This window comes from Haloterrigena turkmenica DSM 5511, from assembly GCF_000025325.1.
Taxonomy (GTDB): domain Archaea; phylum Halobacteriota; class Halobacteria; order Halobacteriales; family Natrialbaceae; genus Haloterrigena; species Haloterrigena turkmenica.
In genome coordinates this window covers 618,645-639,496 of sequence record NC_013743.1, presented here as the reverse complement: position 1 = coordinate 639,496, position 20,852 = coordinate 618,645, and the positions used below count along the sequence as shown (strand labels likewise).

The window sequence follows — 20,852 nt, the reverse complement described above, 5'->3', positions numbered from 1 at the left end:
GCCGTCTACCGCTGGCGCGCTCGGCCCTCCATCCGAACCGAATCGGTTTCGCAGTTCGCGGCCGTTCTATTCTGCCCGCAGTCTCGCGCCCCCGCGCCGACGCTCGAGTGTGTCGCCTCGAAAAGTAGTTGTGGGGCCGGCCTGATGGACCTGATATGACCGATCTGGGTGACTTCGGCGATTTCAACGCCGAGTCCGACGCCGATTCCGGCGGGAGAGACGACGCTGCGGCCGGTTCCGACGGGACGAGGACCGAGCCGTCGAGTGCCGGTGGGTCGACAGGTACGGACGGCGGAACGACCGACGATTTCGAACCGACGCCCGTCGAGCCCCGGGGCGAAGACGTCGGTATCGGCGCGATCTGCGTCTCCCAGGGACTGCGCGTCGCCGAGGACGGCGACGAAACGACGCTGCGCGCGTACGTCACCCGCGGCAACCGTTCCTCGATCCGCATCGGGAGCTACCTGCTGGCGCCCTACCCCGACGGCGAGACCCTGTTCTGTCGCATTACGGGACTGGAGTACGCCCAGCAGTACCACGCCGACGACGCGACGGAGATCCACGCCCGCCGCGCGATGCGGACCGACGGGGTCGACGAGGCCGACTACAAGTTCGTCGCGGAACTCGAGCCGGTAGCCGTCCTTTACGACGACGATGGGGAACTGAAACGACGGATGACCGACCGCGTCCCCAAACCGCAGACGGTGATCCGGCAGGCGGACGACACCGAGGAGATCAAGACCGGGCTGAAGATGCCCGAGGACGGCGTCTTCCTCGGCCACCTCTCGGTCGGCGGCGAGAAGGTGCGGACCGCGGCCACCCCGCCGACGATCGACTACCGGCTCAAGGACGACTACGACGCCGGCGATCCGCTCGTCTTCCGGCACACGCTGATCGCCGGCGGGACGGGCTCGGGGAAGACCCACGGCGCGAAGAACATCCTCCGCCAGTATCTCGCCGAGGATCGCGCGTACCCCATGGACGACGGCCGCGAGGTCCATCCCGCCGTGGTCCAGTTCGACCCGCAGGACGAGTACGCCCAGATGCACGACGACAACCCCGACTTAGACGACGAGTTCGGTCGTCGCCTCGAGCGCGAGGGGATCGCCTACGGCGGCCACGAGGACACGACGGCGTTCGTCCCCAAGGTGGGGTCGGCGTCGTACGCGGCGGGCCACCACCGCGCCCGACAGGTGGAGTTCACCATCCCGTTCTCGATGGTCTACGACAACCCGTGGCTGGTCGCGGGCAGCGGGCTGAACGACAACCAGTACGGCGCGCTGGTCAGCGTCCTCCTCCCGCGCTTTCGCAAGCAGTACGGCGACGACGGCACCTACGAGGAGTTCACGACGTTCCTCGACGACCCCGCCTTGCGCGAGGAACTCGACGAGTCCGGCCGGGTCCACGAGGCCACCTTCGACGCCGTCCGCCGGCGTGTGCTCGGCTTCGGCCACGTCTTCGATCAGGACGCCCGACCGATCACCGACCTCGTCCACGAGTTCGTCCGCCCGGGCGGGTTGACCGTCGTCCCGACCTACCACATCAACGACAGCCGGGCGACCGAGACCATCGTGCTCGCGGTCTCCTCGCTGCTCATCGACCAGAAGCTCTCGAACGATCCCTACTACGATCGGATCAAGGAGACGCCGCTCGTCCTCGGGATGGACGAGGCCCACAACTTCCTGACCGACGCCGACAGCGTGCAGGCCGGGAAGGTCATCACAAAGTTCACCGAGGCCGCCAAACAGGGTCGCAAGGAGCGGCTCGGCCTCTTCCTGATCACCCAGGACCCCCAGGACATCCACGACGCCGTCTTCAAGCAGATCAACACCACCGTCGTCCTGAATCTCGGCGATGAGGACGCCATCAAGAGCGTGAATATTCCGAGCAACCTCGAGTCGAAGGTGCCCTACATGGAGAAAGGGCAGATGGTCGTCTACTCGCCGGACAACTCCGAGCCCGTCGAACTGATCGGGCTTCCGAAGTGTCTCACCCGACACGGTCGAGATTGAAAAAAGATCGTCGCGGATCGGCGTCCGTCGGGCTCAGCAGAAGTTCTGCGTGACGAACACGCGGTTATCGTCGGTGACGTAGACGCCGATGCCCTCGTTTTCCCACTGGGTCGCGAGGAGGTTCTCGCGGTGGTCCGGTGAGTTCATCCACTGCGTGACGATTCCGTCAGCGAGTTCCTGCTCGGTCTCGTAGCGGACGGTCTCGCCGTCGTCGTTGACGACCGGCGTGTCGTACCACGTCTGTGCGAGGTTCTCGCCGCCGGTGTAGCCGTTCGCGTTGCACTCGTATCCCGCCTGCTCGTACCGGTCGGTGACGTCGTTGCCCTCCGGATCGACGTGCGCGAAGTAGCCGCGTTCGGCCATGTCCTCGCTGTGGGCCCGAGCGATGTCCCGCAGCTCGGTGTCGAATTCGAGCGGCTCGAGGCCTCGAGCGGTGCGTTCCTCGTTGACCGCCTCGTGGACGTATCGCTCGAGCGCCGCCCGATCGATCTCGTCGCTCGAGCCGTCGTCGGTTTCGTCGTCCGCGGTGTCGTCGGTTTCGTCACCGGCAGTTTCGTTGGTCTCGTTTCCGTCAGTTTCGTCGCTATCCGTCTCGTCCGTTTCGTCGTCGCTATCGGTTTCGTCGGTCTCGTTGTCGTCAGTCTCGTCCGTTTCGTTGTCACTGCTACTCTCGTCACCATCCGTCTCATCCGCTCCGTCGCCGGTATCGTCGTTCGTCTCGTCCGTTCCATCGTCCGCATCGCCGGGGGTGTCCTCGTCGTCGATATTGTCAGTGATGCCGCCACTGAACAGCGACTCGAGCACCGAAGTAGCGTCGCCGGCCTGTCCGCTGTCGAGGTCGCCGACCAGCGACTCGACGCCGTCGACGCCATCGGTGTTCACCTCGACGGTGCCGTCGCTCCCCGAGGTCACCGACGAGATGGTGGTCACGTCGGACTGGGTGACGACGTCCGACTGCGAGATGGTGTCCGTATCGGTCTCGGTCGACGTGTCCTCGACCGGACTCGCGGCGGGTGCGGCGGCCCCCGCACCGACCATGCTCAGAGAGAGCAGCGCTACGACTACTACGGCCGTTATCGATTGCAGTTTCATCCGCGATATATTTCGCTACAGGATATAAAATAGTAATATTGCAGATACGACTCAGAAGATGGTTCCAGATATCGCAAGAGTCCGTCTCGAGAGTTAGTGTCGACAGATATCGTGTCGAAGAACACTGTACGCGACAGTTTCTCCAGATTTCGGTACGCGTACGGCTCGAAAGTGTCAGATACGGCGATCGACGGCGGCTCGAGACCGCGTCGCCGAACCGATCCGCCGCACCACTCACTCCTGTGGCTGATAGTACTGCTTGAGCCAGGTCGTCAGTCCCTCGAGGTCGGGAAACAGCGTCCGGTGGTTGACGTTCATCTGGTCGAGTTTGTCTCGGAACTCGAGTTTGCGCTCGCCCGGGATCACGATCTTCCGGTAGCAGTCCGGGCGCTCCTCGAGCCAGCGATCGAGGGCGAGTCGGGGGTCCGACTGGAACGAGAAGACGGCCGACTGGTTGGCGATGCGGTCGTCGATCGCCGGCGGCCGGAAGAAGACGACGTACTGGTCGTCGACCGCCTCGTCGGCGTCGACGCCCCAGCGCTCGCTCCAGAGGTCGTCCAGCCGGGAGACGTCGTTCAGGTCGCGCATCGCCCCGTCAGCGGCGTCGGCCGTCTCCGCGTCGGACTCGAGGGTCGCGTTCGAGAGCAGATGCACGTCGAGCATGTCCGTCTCGGTCCGCTCTAAGACGCGGTTGTAGTGCTCGGGCAGCGTATCGTGGAGCTGTCGGTAGTCGACCGACCAGACCGCGCCGTCGTGGGCGGTGTCGCCGTCCCGGACCGCGAAGTAGGTCGCGACCAGTGGCGAGAACGACCAGTCCAGCAGCCGGGTCGGCAGGCCGTAGTGTTCGGCGATCGAGAGCAGGTGCCAGACCGACTCGAACTCCTCGATCTCGTTGACCGCGTACTGGTGGAAGTTCCGCAACAGCAGCGACTCGAGTTTCCACTCGCCCGAGTCGCCGACGAACCGCTTGATCGAGGTCTCGAGGGTGTGGTCCCGGAAGGGGACCCCCCGGAACACGAACGGAGAGCGGTGTCGAGCGATGTCGGGCATCCACATCTCCGCGGTGACCAGTTCCTGCAGCTCCGCCCACGATTCGGCCCGGACGGTGGACTGGGAGACCGTCTCGTCGGTCATCGGTCACAGCGAACGCGCTGATCGAGTTCGTCTCGGTGCCGATTCCTCATCGTTCCTCCTACTGCCAGCAGGCCAATAACGGCGCTGCAAGAATATCGAACGTCCGGCGGCCGATGGCGCGCGCTGTCGGCGAGGCGCGACCGCGGGGAGCGCCTCGAGAGCGAACGGAGAGCGAAGCGAGCCGTGAGCGAGGCCGTCCGAACGACGGTGAGGGCGGCCGCCGAACTCGTGCGAGGTCTTCGTGAACAAAGTGAACGAAGGCTTGTCAGAGCTTGCACTGACAGTGGATGAACGAGTGACTGACGCGGGACCTCTGGTCCCGCGTACCGTGCGAATAGTGCGAGACCTCCGGTCTCGCATACCATGCGAACGGCCGGCGGCCGTGAGCAGAGGGCGCTTCGCGCCCGTGAGCAGACGGCGGGAACGAGTGAATCGGCTGGGGAGGGCGTGGCGATCCCCAGTATCCACGAGAGCAGGACGCTCCGTTCTACCGACGCTATCGCTACTATCAGGCCGACTCGAGCAACGCCTTCTCGAAGAACCCCGCCACCTCGTCGCCGATATCGCCGTGTGTCCCGAGGAAGAAGTGGTCGCCCGCCAGCGCGGTGACCGCGTCGCCGCGCTCGCGAGCGCGGTCGACCACCGGCTCCCAGTCGACGGTCTCGTCCCGCTCGCCGTACAGGACGCAGACCGGTAGCTCGAGAGACTCGAGCGCGTCGACCGCGTCGAGATCGTCGGCCAGCCGCGCCGTCGGTGCGAGAGCGGCGACGGCGTCGGGGTCGACGTCCGCCGCCGCGAGCAGCGCCAGCGACGCGCCGAAACTGTAGCCGAAGACGCCGACGGGGCGGTCGTCTCCGTCCGCGGTTCCGTCGCCGCGGCCGTACTCCTCGCGCGCCCAGCGGACGGCGTTTCGCACGTCCTCGCGCTCGCCGTAACCCTCGTCCCACGCGCCGTAGTCGAACCGCAGACAGGCGATGTCCGATTCGCGAAGCGACTCCGCGACCGCCGTAAGCCGTGGATCGCTGCGCGAACCGCTGTGTTGGGGGTGGGGCGGCGCGGCGACGACGATCGCGTCCGGGTCGTCGATCGGCTCCGCGAGCGTCCCGCGGACGTCGCGGCCCCCGGGAATCAGCACGTCGCTCATGGGCGGCCATTCGCCGCGTTCGGTAATCAAGGTCCGCGTCCGCGGTCGACGGCCACGGCGAGCGCTCCCACCCCGTTCGGAGTCGCCGTCAACGCGCCGCCAGAAACTCCCGGGCCGCGCTCGCACACCGGCCGACCGATCGGCTCGAGTACGAGCCCGCCGAGATCGAGTCGGCGTGTCCCCGCTGCGGAGCGGCACCAGTCCTGCGGTACGAACGGGGGTTCGCGAACGTCGACTGCGCGGTCTGCGACGAGTGGATCGGCTTCACCGATCCGTTTCCGAGGAACGGAATCGAGCGCTACGGCTGGGAGTTGCCGACGCCGACGCCGCGCGTCGAATCCTGGAATCCCGATCGAATCGCGCTCGAGGTCGACGGGGACGAGGGAACGGCGACGGTCGTCATCGACGGGGCGTTCGCGGTTCGGTCGGTCGAGATCGACCGGTAGCGATATCGAGACCGACGGCTGCGGTCTCGTGGATCGATCGGCGAGCACGATCGCGACGCGCGGCAACTGCTCTCCGCGAGCGCCGTCGGGCCAACCGCGTTCATCGCAGACTGTTGACGATGTGATGTTTTTAAGGGCGGCGAGCGATACGTACGACTATGGGCATCCTCTCTCGGACCTCCTACATCATCCGGTCGAAGCTCAACTCGGTGCTCAACCGCGCCGAGGATCCGACGGAGACGCTCGACTACTCCTACGAGCAGATGCGCGACCAGCTCCAGCAGGTCAAACGGGGCATCGCGGATCTGACCACGCAGAAAAAGCGCCTCGAGATGCAGAAACGGCGCCTCGAGGAGAACGTCGACAAACACAACGATCAGGCCCGGACCGCGGTCCAGCAGGGCCGGGAGGATCTGGCGCGGCGCGCACTCGAGAAGAAGAAGACGAAGATGAACCAGATCGAGGATCTGGAGCGCCAGATCTCCGATCTCCAGCAGCAACAGGACAAGCTGATCGAGCAGAAGAACACGCTTCAGAGCCGCATCGAGGAGTTCCGGACCAAGAAGGAGACGATGAAGGCCCGCCACGAGGCCGCGAAGGCGAGTTCGCAGGTCTCGGAGGCGGTGACGGCCACGGGCGAGGAGTTCGAGGACGTCGGTCGCGCCATCGAGCGCGCCGAGGAGAAGACCGAGGACATGGAAGCTCGCGCCGCCGCCATGGACGAGCTCCAGGAGTCCGGCGCGTTCGAGGACGTCCTCTCGGACAAGGACGACATCGACCGCGAACTCGAGCAGCTGGAGACCGACAGCGGCGTCGAAGCCGAACTCGAGACGCTGAAATCCGAGATGGGAGAGGGCGGCGGCGAGACCGACGCCGAACCGGCCGGCGACGTCGAGAGCGAGGCCGTCGAGGAGGACATCGAGGACATGGAAGCGGAGGTCGACGACAGCGAAGTCGAGGCCGAACTCGCGGAGCTCCAAGACGAGGAGAACGCCTGAGTTCGCCGGCGAAGATAGCGAAGCAGGCGGCGACCGGTTCGTGTCGGAGACCGCGCGATCGTTTTCTCGCAGTGGATAGTGGGGCAACGACTACCACAGTCGACGTTGAACCCTGAGTATGGGCACGGATACGGAGACGAATATGGACGCGTTCGACGAAATTTCGCTGACCAATCAGGTCGTCTTACTCGGCGTCGCCGAACTGCACCGGCGCGGCGAGACGCCCGTCCAGACCCACGAACTGCGACGCGTCTGTAGGACTCAACTCGAGGGCGTCGACGTGGGCGTCATCGGGACGCTCACCGAGGCGGACGTGATGCGGTCGCTCTACCGACTCGAGGACGAGGGGTTCGTCGAGGAAGTCGAAACCGAAGAGACGTCGCCGACCGGAAAAGGACGTCCCGCGTACGCGCTCGATATCGCCTTCGAACTCGTCACCGAGGGCGTCGCCGACGAACTCCTCGAGGAGTCCGGCTGACGGCGGTCAGTCCGTCCGATCGACGAGGTGGGGCCGTTAGGACGGTGTTCCCAGCACGGCGATGTCGTAGGCGGCGACGTCCGACGGCGCCTCGAGGACGATCACCTGGAACTCCCAGGTCTCGCCCCCGTCGAGATCGCCGGTGGTCGCGAGATAGCGGCCGAGCAGGTTGCCGGCGTCGTCGTAGATCCGGGTTCGCACTTCGACGATCTGGATCCGATCGCTGCCCGTGTTCTCGACGGTTCCCTGCACGGTCGAGCCGAGATAGCCTCCCTCGACGACGAACTGGTGGTCGGTTACGGAGAGGGGATCCAGCGGCGTCACGGACTGGGACGGCTGCTGGTTGGCGAGCGCGGCCGCCGTGGACATCTCCGACGTCGTCCGGTTGGAGACGTTGCTGGCGTTTATCTCGACGCCGTTGCCGTCCTCGTAGGAGGGTTCGCCGCCGAGGCCCCCGCTGCCGGTACAACCGGCGACCGCGGCCGAGACGCCCGCGCCGACCGCCGCGAGAAGTCGGCGTCGGCTCGTCGACTCCGGTCGGGTCATCGCCGTCGCACCACCCTCGCCAGCAGGGCGTAAGTTCCGTCACCGAGCATGTATCGGACCGACACTGTCGACGCATTTCAGTGTAGGCCCTGAAGCGGCAGTTTCCGAGCGCTCGCGAACGGCCGAGTATCGAGCGTCCTGACTGTTCGTCGGGACGACCGGCGCTCCCGTCGACTCCGCTGTGGTCCGGTGGGGCTGCGAGCAGTGTGCAATGCAGGCCCTTATTGTCGGGTCCGTGGAACGTGTCGCCATGAGTCCCTCTGAGACCGACGAGACGCTCGAGTCCTTCGGGGCAAACGTCGGGGAGCAGTCGAGCGTACTGGCTGGATTCAGAGAGTGGTTCGTCGTCGAGGGGGACCGCGTGGCGGTCGCGGTGCTCCTGTCGGGCGTCATCCTCGCGCTACTGGTCGTTCTCCGCTGGCTCGGCATCATCTCGTTTACGAATCCCAACTCCGTCACGCGCGTCGCAAGCGGCATGATCGCGGGCACGTTCTCGCTGGTAACGCTAGTCGTTTCGGTCAACCAGCTCATCCTCTCTCAAGAGTTCAGCGCGGCCGGTAGAGCGCGAGACCGCCTCGAGGGCGTCATCGACTTCCGGCGGAAGGTCGCGACGACCGCGATGGTTCCGGCGAGCCCGGCCACGCCGACGCGGATCCTCGAGTTGCTCGTCGAATCGATCCGTCACGACGCCGCCGACCTCGCCGACGCGGTCGAAAATAGCGACGACGAGGTCCGCGAGCCGATTACGCGGTACACAAACGCGGTCCAGAAGCGGACCGGACGCGTCGACGAGGTTCTCGAAGAGGGCGAGTTCGGCTCGTTCACGGCCATCTCCGCGGCGATCAACTACGACGAGGCGTGGCACCTACACGTGGGCACACACCTGCGCGGCGAGTACGGCGACGAACTGTCGCCGACGGCGTCGGAGCGTCTCGACGAGCTGATCGACTCCCTGAAGCTGTTCGGCGTGGCCCGCGAACAGCTCAAGACGACCTACCTGCAGCGGGAACTCACCCGATTCTCCCAGCTCACGATCTACTGGGGCGTGCCGTCGATCCTGTCCGCGATCCTGATCGGCCTCCTGTACGGCGACTTCGCGGGACCGAGCGTCAGCGTCGCCGTGCTCCCGTTCATCACCACCGGACTGATCATTGTCGGCCTCTCACCGCTGTCCCTCCTCGTCTCCTACATCCTCCGGACCGCGACCGTCACGCGCCGAACTGCCTCGGTCGGTCCGATGGTCCCCCAGAAGGATCCCGACGAGGGCCCCTTCCACGTAGAATACGGCGAAGACTCCTGACTACTCCCAGCCGATGTCCTCTCCCCGATCGGTCTCCCGGAGGATGAACGGGCCGATCGCGAGCGTCCACTTCGCGACGGTGACGACCCGGAGGATGTACGACAGAAAGATCGCGAAGGGCATCACGCCGACGGCGAAGGCGAGGCCGACGAACAACAGTCCCTGATCGAACCCCGCAATCACCCCGGCCACGTCACCCACCTCGAATACGAGGATCATGTACGCCGAAACCGCCAGCGCTGGTAGGGCGAGGTAAGCCAGCGACCGCGAGAGGGTGATGATCTCCCACCGAAAGTACAGCGTCTTGAAGTGTTCGCGGGCGGGTCCGAAGAAGCCGAGCACCTCGAGTAACTCCTCGAGTCGCTCGTCGATGGTGTCGGGAAGCGCCTCCTCGTGGCGGTTCCGAACCCGGTTGCCGATGTAGATCTTCCAGGAGTAGTTGTACTCCAGCGCGGCCTTGACGACCTCGAACCGACCGAACTGTTTGCCCTCGAGGTCGGCGGCGACCCGCTCGGCGTCGGCGGCGATCCCCTCGGCGTACTCGCGGACGTCCTCGCGAACCGCCTCGTCGAGGTCGGGATCGGACTCGAGCGCGTCGATGAGTTCCGCGGCCCGGTTCCCGGTCGCTTCGACGAGGCCGCGGAGGAATGCGGAGGGTTCGGGGGGGCTAGTCGTCCGATCGACGGCGTCTTCGGTGTCCCGACGGAACTCCATCGCACCGACCATGCGCTCGCGCTGATCGCCGACGGGGCCGAGTTCCTCGGCGAGGACGAACTGGTTGAACGTCAACACGAGCGTGACGCCCATGATGATCCCGATGATCGTCGGGGTGAACGTCGAGGCGATCGGCGCGGGATCGAACAGCTTCGAAATGGAGCCGGGGCCGAACGTGCCGAGAACGACGAGGATTGTGTAGGAAACGGCGAGCATCAGGGCGGCGACGAGAACGCGGTTTCCTTCGACCAGGAACCACAGCATCGGTCGGCCGCCGTGAACGCGGTCGACCATCGTGTTCGACGTCTCCTCGCTCGCGCTCTCGCCGGACTCGCTCATGGGAGCGGTCGTACCATGGCCCCGCCTACAAGCCTTTGGCCGTCAGCGGTCGTCTCTTCCGGGTGAGCGAAGTGCCGTCGTCGACGTCGGGGTTGCTTTCGCCCGGATGATTCTTTTACCCGCCGCCGTGGTCCCTTCGGGCAGGCAATGAGTGATTCGGACTCGAGCGGCGTGTTGGGTCAACGGGCCGGCGTCGGCGGCCCACGGCTGTGGGTGTTGCTCCGGCTGAACCGCTGGCTCTTCACGGCGGCCGTGCTAGTGACCGTGTTCGCCATACTGGTCGGGGCCAGTCTGTTCGGGCTCGCGCCCCACCGTGTACTCGTCGAACAACACAACGCGACCTTCTGGATCTTCTCGGGGTTCATCGGGGCGATCATCACGGGGACGTCGATCGTCGTCACGATCAACCAGCTAGTGCTCTCCCAGGAACTCGGCGCGGTCGGCGACCAGCGAGAGCGCATGCAGGAGGCGATGGACTTCCGGCACGACATCGAGGACTCGCTCGAGCACGAGGACGTGAGCCCGCCGGAACCCGCGGCGTTCCTCTACGAACTCGTCGACGGCGTCGAAGAAGAGGCGAACGACCTCGAGCGAACGGTGTCCGAGGACCACGGCGACGAGATTCAGGAGAAGGTCGCCGACTACGTCGACGACGCGGTCGAGAACGCACAGGTCGTCAAGGAAGACCTCGAGGACGCCCAGTTCGGCACGTTCGACGTGATCTGGAACGCGCTCAACTTCAACTACTCGCGGAAGATCTACGACGCGCGCAAGCTCCGCGCCGATCACGGTGACGACTTATCCGAGGAGGCAGACGACGAACTCGACGAGATGATCCAACTCCTGAAGTTCTTCGGTCCGGCCCGCGAGCACTTCAAGACGCTGTACTTCCAGTGGGAGCTGATCAACCTCTCGCGGGCGCTGCTGTACGTCTCGGTGCCCGCGCTTACGGCGATGGCGCTGTTGATGATGTACATCGACGGGACCGCGCTCCTGGGGACGTTCCTCGGCATCGACAACCTCGTCTGGCTGACCAGCGCGGGGTTCGTGATCGGGATCGCTCCGTTCGTCGTCTTCATCGTCTACATCCTGCGGATCGCCACCGTCGCGAAGCGGACGCTCGCGATGGGACCGTTCATCCTGCGGGAGTCCGAGCGGGACGAGGATCTGGGCTGACTCGGTCGACCCGCCGCGTTCGGTTCCCCGACGCCTGCCGTAGCTATTTCCCGGCGGGGCTGGTATCGGCCGACTCGAGCGATGAGTGGCGACGGCTCTCAACCCAGCGACACGATGGCCGAGCGCAGCGAGTCACCGACGCTGAAGCATACCCTCCTGTTGAACGCGAACCGATGGCTGATCACCGCGGGACTCATGCTGTTCGTCTTCGTCGGCCTGCTCGTCGTCGCCCGGGCCAGCCCCGTCTCGCTGCGGGCGCTCATGGGGAGCGCCGATCCGGTCGAAACGCTCTTTCAGGCGCTGACGACCGCACTGATCACCGGCGTCACGCTCGTGGTCACGATCAACTCGCTGGTGCTCTCACAGGAGCTCGGCGCCGTCGAAGACCAGCGCGAGCGCCTCGACGGCGCCCTCGAGTTTCGGACGGACGTCGAGAGCTCGATCGACGCGCCGATCAGCCCGCCGGAGCCGGCGTCGTTCGCCCAGGCGATAATCGCGGCCTCCGAGGACCGGGCGACCGACTTCCGCGAGGCCGTCTCGGAGAGCCAAGACGAGGAGCTCAAAGAGCGCGTCGACAACTTCGTCGACAACGTCACGACCCACGCCGACTCGATCCGCGACGACCTCGAGGACGCCGATTTCGGCACCTACGAGGTCGTCAAGGCCGCGCTGGACTACAACTACTCCTGGAAGATATTCCGGGCCCGTCGGATCAAGAACTCCCACGCCGACTCCTTCACCGACGAGGCCAACGAGGCCTACGACGACCTCCTCGAGTCGCTGAAGCTGTTCGGCCTCGCCCGTGAGCACTTCAAGACGCTGTACTTCCAGTGGGAACTGATCAACCTCTCGCGGGCGATGATGTACGTCGCCGTCCCCGCGCTGGTGGTCACGATGGCGATGCTGCTCTTCTTCGACGCCGACGCCGTGGTCGGGACCTATCTCGGGGTCGACGCCCTCGTCTGGATCGTCGCAGCGGCCTCGACCGTCGCCGTCACCCCGTTCCTCCTGCTGATCGCGTTCATCCTGCGGATCGCGACGATGGCCAAGCGAACGCTGGCGATCGGCCCATTCATCCTCCGAGACTCGAGTCGCGGCGAAGATATCGACTGGGAGTGAGCCGCGACGAGGGACCAGCCGGGAGCGACCAACCGCCCCGAACTACTTTTCGCTCGAGGCCCTAGCCGTCGATATGGCACAGACGGACACCGACGCCGGCGCCGGTGGCGACGACGCCGTCCGCGTCTGGTTGGTCGAACGGACCTACTCCGACGACGAACAGAACCTGATCATCCTCACCTACGCGACGCCCGACGGCGAGCGCTACTTCCGCAAGGAGCGTGCGCTCACCTCGTTCACGGACGTTCGAGACACGACGGCGGCCGTCGACGTCGATGACGGCAATCTCGGCACCGTCGACGACCCCGACATGCGAGAACAGTACGCCGCCGAAGCCGAGCGGATGGCCGAGGTTCACGACCCAGACGACGTCATCTAACGACGGGTCGACGCAGATTGACGGCAGCTGCCCGCGAGGCGGCGAACCGGCCTACAGCGGCGCGCCGACCAGCACCAGCTTCACGCGCTCGTCGCTGCGGTTGAAGATCTGGCGGGTCTCCTCGGGATCGAGACGGATCGCGTCATCTTCCTCGAGCGTGACCGTCTCGTCGCGATCGGTCAGTTCGACCTCCGCGGTGCCGCTGACCACGTAGTAGATCTCCTCCTGACCGCGGTCGGCCTCGTCGTGTTCCATCCCCTCGCCGTCGGGCTCGAGTTCGAGGACCGAGATGCCGACGTGGTCGCTGTCGAGTTCGCCCTTGAGGAACCACATGTCGCCCGACTCGTCGTCGATAATCGACTCCGGGTCGGTCTTACTGGCAGTGTCGTAGCCCATGCGTGATCGATCGCCCGTGAGCGGTAAATCGATGGGGGAAGCGGAAACCGCCGCCCGCCACCGTCGCTCGAGGCCGGCCTGCCCGTTCGAGAAGGGAACGGACGCGACGCCGACGAGCCGTCTCGGAGACGGCCGTTCGAGGAGTACATCCGTCCTGAGATGATCAGAAGATTTTATTTTATTTATATATGTTGGTTATATGTCTATTTCACGACATCGGTTCGCGCTCTGCAGCGCTGGACTGCTCTCGGGAATCGCCGGTTGCGCCGATTTTCGCGGCGGGTCACAGCGCAGGCAGTCGCCGAGCCCTTCACGTCGTCCGCGAAGTGTTAGTCTCGAGTGCGACCGCCCGGAACGCGTGATCGGTTCGGAGGTGAACGAAATGCGGTCGAAAACGCCACCTCCCAGACCGGCCGTCCGAATCCGGTCGATACGTCCCGGGTCCGATAGCGAGATTTCTCGAGACCGAATCCGACGGCTGTTAGGGACCGAAACTCTACTGGCGGGTGTGATCCTCGTCGCCTACGGGCCGCCGGGCGCCGGTACGACCACCATCGCCGAAGTGCCCGGCTGGCGTCTCGAGGTCCGCGACGACCCGTCGAGGAAGTCCCCTCGTCGTCGATGATCGACACCGGACCGGTTTCGGTGGCGGTATCGTCGCCCAGACCAGATCGAGTATGCGTGATCGATAACGGGCAGCGGAAACCACACGGACGACTCGTTCGGCGGGTTCACGCTCGACTCGGTCATCGGAATCCCGGTATCGATCGTCCCGGTCGGCGTAGAGTGCAGAAGGCTTATGCATCGACTGCAGACATCCAGCGCTATGATGACCTCGACAGCAGTCGCATCTGTACCCGCGTCGTTCTCTCGAACGAGACGTGATGGGCCGTGACCGACGATGCTACGGGCGTCGATCGCCGGACCGTCCTCGGCGCGCTCGCCGGTGCGAGCGGGGTCGCTGTGGCCGGCTGTTCGGCGCTCACGAGAGAGCGCGACGGGCAGACCAGCCGGTTGGACGACGAAGCGGCCGAGGAGTTGGCGAGGGAATTCGCCCCGACGCTGTACTTCGACGTCCACGAGCCGTGGTTTCCGACGGATCCGCGACCGTACACCAGCGAGCGCGACGGGGAACCCGTCGTCGACGGGTTCGACGCCCTCGACGGCTATCACGAGCGGTACGGCGCGGGCGATCCGCCGGATCCGACGGTGTTCTATCGCGCGGTCGAGTACGAGGAGTCGCCGCTGGCCGCGGTCCAGTTCTGGTTCTACTCGGCGTTCGACCAGTTCACGACGAACTTCCATTGGCACGACTGGGAAGTGCTGCACGTCTTCGTCGATACCGAAACCGACGAGCCGCAACTGTACGTCGCCAGTTCGCACTCCCGGAAGGCGCCGAACAACGAGTTCCTCGACCCCGAGCCGGAGGCGGTTCCGCGCATCCTCTCGGAACTCGGCTCGCACTCGAGCGCGCTCTCGGTCAACGACGTCCCCGATCGGTTCCAGCGGGTCGCCCTCGAGGACCTGCTGGCGGACGTCACGAACGCGACGATCGACGGCGTCGCGGACCTCGCGGACGTCGAACTCCCGATCGCGTACGGACTGCCGCGGGACGAGGGCTCGCGGCTCCCCTACGTCGTTCCGGAGTACGAGGGCGGCCCGCTCTACGATCACGAGCGCTTGCCGTCGGTCACTCGCGAGTCGCTGATCGACGACGAGCTGACGATCCGGTCGTACGACGCGCTGACGTCGCCGCCGACGGATCTGCCGACCCGCGAGACGGGACTCGTCTTCCGACACCGCGAGCGGGAGGGCGACGCCGACATCGAGTACGAGCTCGTTCCGACCGGCGAGATCGAACACATCGCGGCGTTCACCGGGCCCCAGTTGAGCTTCGAGTTCGACGTTCCCGACGCGGTCGAGGACGCCGTCGCCGGCCACATCACGGCGACAGAGACGCCGTGGGACCAGTCCCGTTACGAGAACCCGGCGGCGGACATCACCGCTCCGAATCATCGGGCTGCGCTGGCCGACCGCTACGAGGCCATCGGCGAACCGGCGCCGATCAACACCGTCGTGAGCCGCATCACGGAGGCGGTCACGGCCGACGACGCACCGGAGGACGAGGGACTGATGACGACGGAGACGGCCGTCGAGTCGGTCGCGCTCCTCGAGAGCGATCCGGAAGCGGTTCCGACGTTCGGCGGCGTCGCCGTTCTCCGGGACGTCCCGGCCGGCGACCATCGACTGACAGTCAACGGCGCCGGCCGCGCACCGCACAGCGAACGCGTCACCGTTTCGGACGACGGAACGACGGCGGCCGGCGTCGACGGTGAGATTCCGCTCGTCGCCCGCAATCGGGCGACGAAACTCGAGATCGGGGACGGGACGGGAGAGGCGGACCTCTCCGCAGTGGCCGTCGAGGACGACTTCGCCGGACGGCTGTACGAGTCGGCGGTGGACGGAGGCGATGCGGTCTACGTTCACACCGGCGGCGCCTACACGACCGAGGTTCGGGACAGCGACGACGCTATCGGCGCCTACCGAATCAACCCGTCCCCCGACACGGCGTCAGCGATCCGCATCGAACGCCCCGAGACCGGCACGGCGTCCCTCTCGACGTTCGTGGCGGATCTCGCCGAGGAAACGCGAGAGGCGGTCTCGACGCATCGCGACGGCGATTCGGACGCGAACGACGATGACGACACCACTACCGATGACGACGATCGCGGTTCGGAGAACGCCGTTGCCGGCCTCGAGCGCGCCCTCGAGGCCGTCGTCGACGCCGCGCGAAGAGCCGCCGACGAGGCCCGGGCCGGCGAGCGAGAGACTGCCGACAGGCGGCTCGAAACCGTCACCGAGCGCCTCCAGCGGGTCGAGACGCGGCTCTCAGAAGCGAGCGGCGAGCTGCCGGAACCGCTCTCGAAGGCGGCGCGAAACAGACTCGAGCAGGCCGAGCGACGGACCGAGCAGGCTCGGACCGCCGAAACGCTCTAACACCGGACATCCCCGGTCCGTTACCGACGGTTGCGGATGCGAATCCGACGACTGTTAGGTGAGCGGCCCGTACCGCCGACCGTGATCGAGAGGTGATCCTCGTCGTCTGCGGGCCACCGGGAGCGGGCAAGACCACTATCGCCGAGGCCCTTCGACAGCGCCTCGAGGTCCGCGACGAACCCATCGCCGTTCGACTCCACCACTCCGACGACTTCTCGAGTCGAACCTACGAACAACTCTTCGAGCGAGTCCGTGACGATCCCCGCGAGGCGATTACGATCGTCGACGGTACCTTCTACGAGCGCGAGTGGCAGACGCAGTTTCGGACCCTCGGCTTTCGCGAGGCGATCCGCTTCGTCCGCGTGACCGCGAGCCTCGAGACCTGCCTCGAGCGGAATCGAACGCGCGCGGACCCGATCGCAGAGCAGGGCGTCCACGTGATCTTCCGGGAGTTCGACGCGCCAGAGGACGCACTCGAGATCGATACCGACGAGACGAGCGTCGGTGACGCGGTCGATCGAATCGTCGGCGCGCTCGAGACGTGGGGCTGGCTGACCGACCGCGCCGAATGAGTCCAATCCGGGCACTCGCCTTTCCGAGGAGCGACGCGACTGTTGAAATTTCGTACTCGTAACAGATATATGGAAACAAACCGTCAGTTCGAGCGTCCATGTTCCGCCGGCTCGCGTCGCTCCGCGAGAGCAAGCCCCTCCGATCGATCGTCGGTACCGCCGCCTTGATCGCCGTACTCGGACTCAGCGGAATGACGCTCGGAGAGATCGCCCCGGTATTCGTCATCTTCGCGTCCTCGACGGTCCACGAAGTCGCGGACGACATCTACGACCTCCCAGCCGGGACGAACCGGCTCATCTACGGAACCGGACTCGCCGCCGCAGGCGGCTGTCTGGCCTTTCTCTCGAGCGCGTCGCTCGGAGCGGTCGTGGTGCTCGCCGGCCTCTGGTTCGTCCTCGACGGCGCGGTGACCGTTCGATACGGGCCGGCTCGAACGCGCCACGAGTACGTGTCCGACCTCGAGGACGACGCCGGCGAGACGATGCTCCGCATTCAGACGGCGAACGTGGTGTCTCAGGCGCTCCGAGACGCTTCCGGTCCTCGAACGGTCGCGGCGCTCGCTACTGAGGTCGATCTCACCGAATCGCGCGTCGAGAGCACGCTCGAGTACTTGGCCCACAAGGGCCACGTCGAACGGGTCGGGGACCGATATCGCGCGATTCCGCACCGATGGGGCCGACTGACCCCCGTCGTCCGGTTTCTGGGGTGGCTCCCGCGGCGAGTCGGGCGCCCGTTTCGGCGGCTGGCCGCGAGCGCGTCGTGAGATCCGTCCCGTCAGTGACGACGTAGACGCGCCAACGCGATACTATAACCCCGGGACCAGCGCCGCGAGATCCTCGGGCCGCTGTTCCGGTTGCAGGTCGTCGGGCAGCACGTCCCAGCCGAGTTCGTCGGTCCCGGGTTCGGCGTCGGTCTCGAAACCGGCCTCCGCGGCTGGCTCCTGCTCCCGGGACTCCGCCGGCGGCGCGTGGTGGGCGTAGACGCTCTCAGGATGGTCGATCGCCCAGACGTGGAGCATACAGGGCGTCCGGCAGGGGAGATCGATATCTCCGTCGGCGAAGTCGTGTTCGTAGGCCTGCTTGTAGTACCACCACGCGAACCGTCCGGGGAGACCGGAGTGGTAGTGCCAGGGGGAACAGGGCGTCTCCGGATCCGCGGTGGCGCCGATGGGGGCGTCGTCCGCCGGCTCGGTGTCGCTCGCTTCGCCGCCGTAGACCGCCGGCGGATCGATCTCCTCGCCGTTTCGCGTCGCGACGAACATCACACCGATCGACCGCCAGGACTCGTCGTCGACCAGTACCGACGCCGGCCGCTCGGGGTCGAGCACCGCGTCGTCGCCGACGTACTCCGGGTTGATCCAGTGGGAGTAACTGTCGTCCTCCCGCTCGAGCGTGTCGAAGTACGGCTGGTAGCCCGCGTCGATCAGCGCGCCCACGTCGGGGTAGCGCTCCTCGAGGGCCGCTTGCACCCCCGATCGGAGTTCGACCGTCGCCGGGTGGTCGTCCGCACAGCCCTCCATCCCGTCCTCGACGCAGTGGCCCATGTTCGGCTCGAGGGTCGCGTCGGGACAGCGGTCGTCTAACCACGGCGTCCCCGCATCGCTCCCGCTCGCTTCCGCCGACCCGGCACCGATCGTGGAAAACGCGGCCGTCCCCGCCGACGCTCGCAAGAGCGTTCGCCGAGAGACGGTCACGTCATCGTCACCGTCGTACATACCAGCAGTTCTCCACCGACGACCGTTGTAAACCCCCGTTGGCGGTCGAAGTGACAGTCCGCGCGCGTGATCCGTTTCGAAGCGGCGACTACTCGCGAACCGCGCCTGTCCCCGGCCGCTCGAGGCCCGCCAAATCGATTCGGCCGCCGGGCATCGGAACGCCGTCGTAGGGATCGTCGGCGAGCAGCAGCGAGCCGTCCAGATCGGCGTAATCAAGCAGCGGCGCGAGGTGACAGGCCGCCGCGATCGAGGCGTTGGACTCGGTCATACAGCCCAGCATGACCTCGAGACCGTGGGCGCGGGCGGCGTGAATCATGCGTTTCGCCTCGAGCAGGCCGCCACACTTCATCAGTTTCAGGTTCGCGATGTCACAGCGGTCCGCGATCCGTGGGATGTCCTCGAGCGTTACGCAGGACTCGTCGGCGGCGATTGGCAGCGGCGAGCGCTCGGAGACGTATCGCAGTCCCTCGGGATTCTCGGCGGGAACCGGCTGTTCGACGAACGCGAGGTCGTACTCCGCCAGCCGCTCGATCTTGCGGACGGCCTCCTTCGGCGCCCAGGCCTCGTTGGCGTCGACGAACAGCCGCACGTCGGGCGCGACCGACCGAATCGCCTCGACGATCTCGAGGTCCCGATCCGTCCCGAGTTTGACCTTCAGCGTACCGTAGTCGCGCTCGAGGGCGGTCTCGGTCTTCTCGCGCATGGTCTCCGTATCGTCGAGCCCGATAGTGTAGGAGGTCTCGAGCGTCTCGCCGGGATCGAGCCCCCAGTAGCGGTAGAGCGGAACGTCGAGCCGCTTGGCGGCGAGGTCGTGGAGTGCGATGCTAACCGCACAGCGGGCGGCCGGATTCCGCCGGACGGTCTCACGCATCTCGCGTTCGATGCGCTCGAGTCGGTGGGGATCGCCCGTTTCCTCGACGACCGCGAGCAGGTCCGGCAGGACGGCCGTCACCGTCTCGACGGTCTCTCCGTAGTGGGATGCGGGCGCGGCGCCACCGACGCCGACGGCGTCGTCGTCTTCGATTCGGACCGTCACGACGTCCCGCTCGGTCGTCGTCCCGCGGGCGATCCCGAACGGGTACTCGAGGGGCATCGCGTGGCGTTCGAAGTCAGTCTCGAGTGCCATCGACGATCACTCGACAATGGCCTCGAGGACGTCCTCGGCCCCGAACCGGATCACGTCCGTCGCGGGCGCATCGATTTCGGTCGCATACTCCTCGACGGCTGCGCGCGCGTCGGCGTCGGTCTCGAGGTCGCTGGTGTTCAGCGCGCCCGCGACGATTTCGCCGCCCGAAACTGGGGCCGACAGCGACTCGTAGAGATCCACGTACGTCCGCCGGTCGGGGAGCGCGAACGATTCGTAGCCGTGGATCGCCTCCTGGCCGGCGTTGTGGCAGAGGACGAGTTTGTCGGGCATCGACCCGTGGAGGATCCCGCAGGTGACCGCCGAGTACGCCGGGTGGACGATGCAGCCCTGGCCTTCGACGAAGAGGTAGTCGTGGTCGTCGCCCTTCTCGACGATCATCTCCTCGACCGCGCCCGCGGTGAAGTCGCTGACGACGCGGTCGATCGGATTCCCCCAGCCCTCGATCATGATCCCCGTCTGGCCGGTGGGGATCACGGCGGCGTCGTGGCCGGCTTCTTCGGCCGCCCGCGCGAGTTCCATCGTCGTCGTCATCTTGCCGACTGAACAGTCGGTGCCGACGGTGAGGACGACCTCGGCGTCGACCTCGCCGGCGACGCCCTCGGCGACCGAGAGGTCCTCAGGCGGCTTACGGACGTCCCGCAGTTCGCAGTCGTTCTCGGCCGCGAGCCGGGCGAACTCCTCGTCCTCCGCGAGGAAGTAGTGCAGCCCCGAGACGACGTCGCAGCCGGACTCGAGGGCCGTCCGGACGTCGTCGCGCCAGCTCTCGTCGAACTCGCCGCCGATCGGAGAGATGCCGATCAGCAGGGTGTCGACGGCGTCGGCCTCGAGGTCGGCCATCCCCTTGACGATCGGTGCGTCCTGGACGTCCGGGACGAAGTCGTTCACGCGGCGGCCGGCCGACTCGCGGTCGAGGACGGCTGCGGCTTCGTAGTCAGCGTACCGAAGGACGCCGAGGGCTGTCTTGGCACCAGCAGGAAACTTCTCGTGAGCGAGAATCGCGACGCGCATACCGGATCATCGCCGAGGGGGCACTTAAACGGTCGATATCGCGGTCGCTAAGAGTCAATCGGATAACGTGCGGTGGCGCGCGCTGTCGATCGATCCGAGTGAACGCGAGGATCGATCGACGACATTGTGCGAGGGATGAG

The 20,852-nt window shown here is 66.2% G+C and carries 20 protein-coding genes; 11 read left to right on the top strand and 9 right to left on the bottom strand.

Features of this window, described 5'->3' with window-relative positions; all coding sequences use genetic code 11:
- Nucleotides 1-155: 155 nt before the first annotated feature.
- Nucleotides 156-2,012 carry an ATP-binding protein gene (locus tag HTUR_RS03070; RefSeq protein ID WP_012941830.1) on the top strand — a complete coding sequence of 619 codons (1,857 nt, stop codon included), beginning with the start codon at nt 156-158 and terminating at the stop codon, nt 2,010-2,012.
- A gap of 33 nt (nt 2,013-2,045) precedes the next feature.
- On the opposite strand, the gene HTUR_RS03065 is transcribed toward HTUR_RS03070, so the two are convergent.
- The 3 genes from HTUR_RS03065 to HTUR_RS03055 form a co-directional block, all read right to left on the bottom strand.
- Nucleotides 2,046-3,104, bottom strand: coding sequence for a CAP domain-containing protein (locus HTUR_RS03065; protein WP_012941829.1), 1,059 nt, complete (start codon nt 3,102-3,104; stop codon nt 2,046-2,048).
- Between the two features lie 234 nt (nt 3,105-3,338).
- Entirely contained in the window at nt 3,339-4,238 is a 900-nt protein-coding gene (locus HTUR_RS03060) for an FRG domain-containing protein (RefSeq protein WP_012941828.1), read from the bottom strand.
- Nucleotides 4,239-4,746: 508 nt separating this feature from the next.
- A complete protein-coding gene (locus HTUR_RS03055; protein ID WP_012941827.1) occupies nt 4,747-5,382 on the bottom strand; it encodes an alpha/beta hydrolase in 636 nt (211 codons plus the stop codon).
- A 311-nt stretch (nt 5,383-5,693) separates the two neighbouring features.
- Here HTUR_RS03055 and HTUR_RS28405 point away from each other — a divergent pair, with 311 nt between their 5' ends.
- The 3 genes from HTUR_RS28405 to HTUR_RS03040 all read left to right on the top strand — a co-directional run bounded on the left by HTUR_RS28405 (nt 5,694) and on the right by HTUR_RS03040 (nt 7,304).
- Nucleotides 5,694-5,828 (top strand): hypothetical protein, encoded by a 135-nt coding sequence (locus tag HTUR_RS28405; protein WP_264183090.1) that lies wholly within the window; start codon nt 5,694-5,696, stop codon nt 5,826-5,828.
- A gap of 158 nt (nt 5,829-5,986) precedes the next feature.
- Complete coding sequence (locus HTUR_RS03045; RefSeq protein WP_012941826.1) at nt 5,987-6,826, top strand: PspA/IM30 family protein; 840 nt, start codon at nt 5,987-5,989, stop codon at nt 6,824-6,826.
- Nucleotides 6,827-6,944: 118 nt separating this feature from the next.
- Entirely contained in the window at nt 6,945-7,304 is a 360-nt protein-coding gene (locus HTUR_RS03040; protein WP_012941825.1) for a hypothetical protein, read from the top strand.
- Between the two features lie 36 nt (nt 7,305-7,340).
- On the opposite strand, the gene HTUR_RS03035 is transcribed toward HTUR_RS03040, so the two are convergent.
- Nucleotides 7,341-7,850 carry an FxLYD domain-containing protein gene (locus HTUR_RS03035; RefSeq protein ID WP_012941824.1) on the bottom strand — a complete coding sequence of 170 codons (510 nt, stop codon included), beginning with the start codon at nt 7,848-7,850 and terminating at the stop codon, nt 7,341-7,343.
- Between the two features lie 250 nt (nt 7,851-8,100).
- On the opposite strand from HTUR_RS03035, the gene HTUR_RS03030 reads away from it, so the two are divergent.
- A complete protein-coding gene (locus HTUR_RS03030; protein WP_049941575.1) occupies nt 8,101-9,150 on the top strand; it encodes a hypothetical protein in 1,050 nt (349 codons plus the stop codon).
- Here HTUR_RS03030 and HTUR_RS03025 read toward each other — a convergent pair whose 3' ends face one another.
- Entirely contained in the window at nt 9,151-10,203 is a 1,053-nt protein-coding gene (locus HTUR_RS03025) for a hypothetical protein (RefSeq protein ID WP_012941822.1), read from the bottom strand.
- A 147-nt stretch (nt 10,204-10,350) separates the two neighbouring features.
- Between HTUR_RS03025 and HTUR_RS03020 the strand changes: the two genes are divergently transcribed.
- From HTUR_RS03020 to HTUR_RS03010, 3 genes are all read left to right on the top strand, one after another.
- Nucleotides 10,351-11,379, top strand: a complete 1,029-nt coding sequence (locus HTUR_RS03020; protein WP_012941821.1) for a hypothetical protein — start codon at nt 10,351-10,353, stop codon at nt 11,377-11,379.
- 81 nt (nt 11,380-11,460) lie between these two features.
- Complete coding sequence (locus HTUR_RS03015) at nt 11,461-12,498, top strand: hypothetical protein (RefSeq protein ID WP_012941820.1); 1,038 nt, start codon at nt 11,461-11,463, stop codon at nt 12,496-12,498.
- A gap of 73 nt (nt 12,499-12,571) precedes the next feature.
- Nucleotides 12,572-12,877, top strand: a complete 306-nt coding sequence (locus HTUR_RS03010; RefSeq protein ID WP_012941819.1) for a hypothetical protein — start codon at nt 12,572-12,574, stop codon at nt 12,875-12,877.
- 51 nt (nt 12,878-12,928) lie between these two features.
- On the opposite strand, the gene HTUR_RS03005 is transcribed toward HTUR_RS03010, so the two are convergent.
- The gene (locus tag HTUR_RS03005) at nt 12,929-13,273 is read right to left on the bottom strand and encodes a cupin domain-containing protein (RefSeq protein WP_012941818.1); all 345 of its coding nucleotides are present in this window, start codon (nt 13,271-13,273) and stop codon (nt 12,929-12,931) included.
- Nucleotides 13,274-14,164: 891 nt separating this feature from the next.
- On the opposite strand from HTUR_RS03005, the gene HTUR_RS02995 reads away from it, so the two are divergent.
- The 3 genes from HTUR_RS02995 (at nt 14,165) to HTUR_RS02985 (ending at nt 17,606) form a co-directional block, all read left to right on the top strand.
- Nucleotides 14,165-16,270: a hypothetical protein gene (locus HTUR_RS02995; protein ID WP_012941817.1), complete on the top strand. Its 2,106-nt coding sequence runs from the start codon at nt 14,165-14,167 to the stop codon at nt 16,268-16,270.
- A 92-nt stretch (nt 16,271-16,362) separates the two neighbouring features.
- A complete protein-coding gene (locus HTUR_RS02990) occupies nt 16,363-16,842 on the top strand; it encodes an ATP-binding protein (protein ID WP_012941816.1) in 480 nt (159 codons plus the stop codon).
- 98 nt (nt 16,843-16,940) lie between these two features.
- Entirely contained in the window at nt 16,941-17,606 is a 666-nt protein-coding gene (locus tag HTUR_RS02985; RefSeq protein ID WP_012941815.1) for a hypothetical protein, read from the top strand.
- A 42-nt stretch (nt 17,607-17,648) separates the two neighbouring features.
- On the opposite strand, the gene HTUR_RS02980 is transcribed toward HTUR_RS02985, so the two are convergent.
- The 3 genes from HTUR_RS02980 to HTUR_RS02970 all read right to left on the bottom strand — a co-directional run bounded on the left by HTUR_RS02980 (nt 17,649) and on the right by HTUR_RS02970 (nt 20,712).
- Entirely contained in the window at nt 17,649-18,557 is a 909-nt protein-coding gene (locus HTUR_RS02980; protein ID WP_012941814.1) for a hypothetical protein, read from the bottom strand.
- An 88-nt stretch (nt 18,558-18,645) separates the two neighbouring features.
- Nucleotides 18,646-19,683, bottom strand: coding sequence for a dipeptide epimerase (locus HTUR_RS02975; RefSeq protein ID WP_012941813.1), 1,038 nt, complete (start codon nt 19,681-19,683; stop codon nt 18,646-18,648).
- 6 nt (nt 19,684-19,689) lie between these two features.
- On the bottom strand, nt 19,690-20,712 hold the full coding sequence (locus tag HTUR_RS02970) for a DUF1611 domain-containing protein (RefSeq protein ID WP_012941812.1): 1,023 nt from the start codon (nt 20,710-20,712) through the stop codon (nt 19,690-19,692).
- Nucleotides 20,713-20,852 lie beyond the last annotated feature (140 nt).

Bases quoted from the DNA above. Each gene is read 5' to 3' on its own strand.
- HTUR_RS03030 (WP_049941575.1), top strand. From the start codon at position 8,101: ATGAGTCCCTCTGAGACCGACGAGACGCTCGAGTCCTTCGGGGCAAAC.
- HTUR_RS03010 (WP_012941819.1), top strand. From the start codon at position 12,572: ATGGCACAGACGGACACCGACGCCGGCGCCGGTGGCGACGACGCCGTC.
- HTUR_RS03055 (WP_012941827.1), bottom strand. From the start codon at position 5,382: ATGAGCGACGTGCTGATTCCCGGGGGCCGCGACGTCCGCGGGACGCTC.
- HTUR_RS03005 (WP_012941818.1), bottom strand. From the start codon at position 13,273: ATGGGCTACGACACTGCCAGTAAGACCGACCCGGAGTCGATTATCGAC.
- HTUR_RS03040 (WP_012941825.1), top strand. From the start codon at position 6,945: ATGGGCACGGATACGGAGACGAATATGGACGCGTTCGACGAAATTTCG.
- HTUR_RS03035 (WP_012941824.1), bottom strand. From the start codon at position 7,850: ATGACCCGACCGGAGTCGACGAGCCGACGCCGACTTCTCGCGGCGGTC.
- HTUR_RS02975 (WP_012941813.1), bottom strand. From the start codon at position 19,683: ATGGCACTCGAGACTGACTTCGAACGCCACGCGATGCCCCTCGAGTAC.
- HTUR_RS03025 (WP_012941822.1), bottom strand. From the start codon at position 10,203: ATGAGCGAGTCCGGCGAGAGCGCGAGCGAGGAGACGTCGAACACGATG.
- HTUR_RS03060 (WP_012941828.1), bottom strand. From the start codon at position 4,238: ATGACCGACGAGACGGTCTCCCAGTCCACCGTCCGGGCCGAATCGTGG.
- HTUR_RS03015 (WP_012941820.1), top strand. From the start codon at position 11,461: ATGAGTGGCGACGGCTCTCAACCCAGCGACACGATGGCCGAGCGCAGC.
- HTUR_RS03070 (WP_012941830.1), top strand. From the start codon at position 156: ATGACCGATCTGGGTGACTTCGGCGATTTCAACGCCGAGTCCGACGCC.
- HTUR_RS02980 (WP_012941814.1), bottom strand. From the start codon at position 18,557: ATGTACGACGGTGACGATGACGTGACCGTCTCTCGGCGAACGCTCTTG.
- HTUR_RS03020 (WP_012941821.1), top strand. From the start codon at position 10,351: ATGAGTGATTCGGACTCGAGCGGCGTGTTGGGTCAACGGGCCGGCGTC.
- HTUR_RS02970 (WP_012941812.1), bottom strand. From the start codon at position 20,712: ATGCGCGTCGCGATTCTCGCTCACGAGAAGTTTCCTGCTGGTGCCAAG.
- HTUR_RS03065 (WP_012941829.1), bottom strand. From the start codon at position 3,104: ATGAAACTGCAATCGATAACGGCCGTAGTAGTCGTAGCGCTGCTCTCT.
- HTUR_RS02985 (WP_012941815.1), top strand. From the start codon at position 16,941: ATGTTCCGCCGGCTCGCGTCGCTCCGCGAGAGCAAGCCCCTCCGATCG.
- HTUR_RS03045 (WP_012941826.1), top strand. From the start codon at position 5,987: ATGGGCATCCTCTCTCGGACCTCCTACATCATCCGGTCGAAGCTCAAC.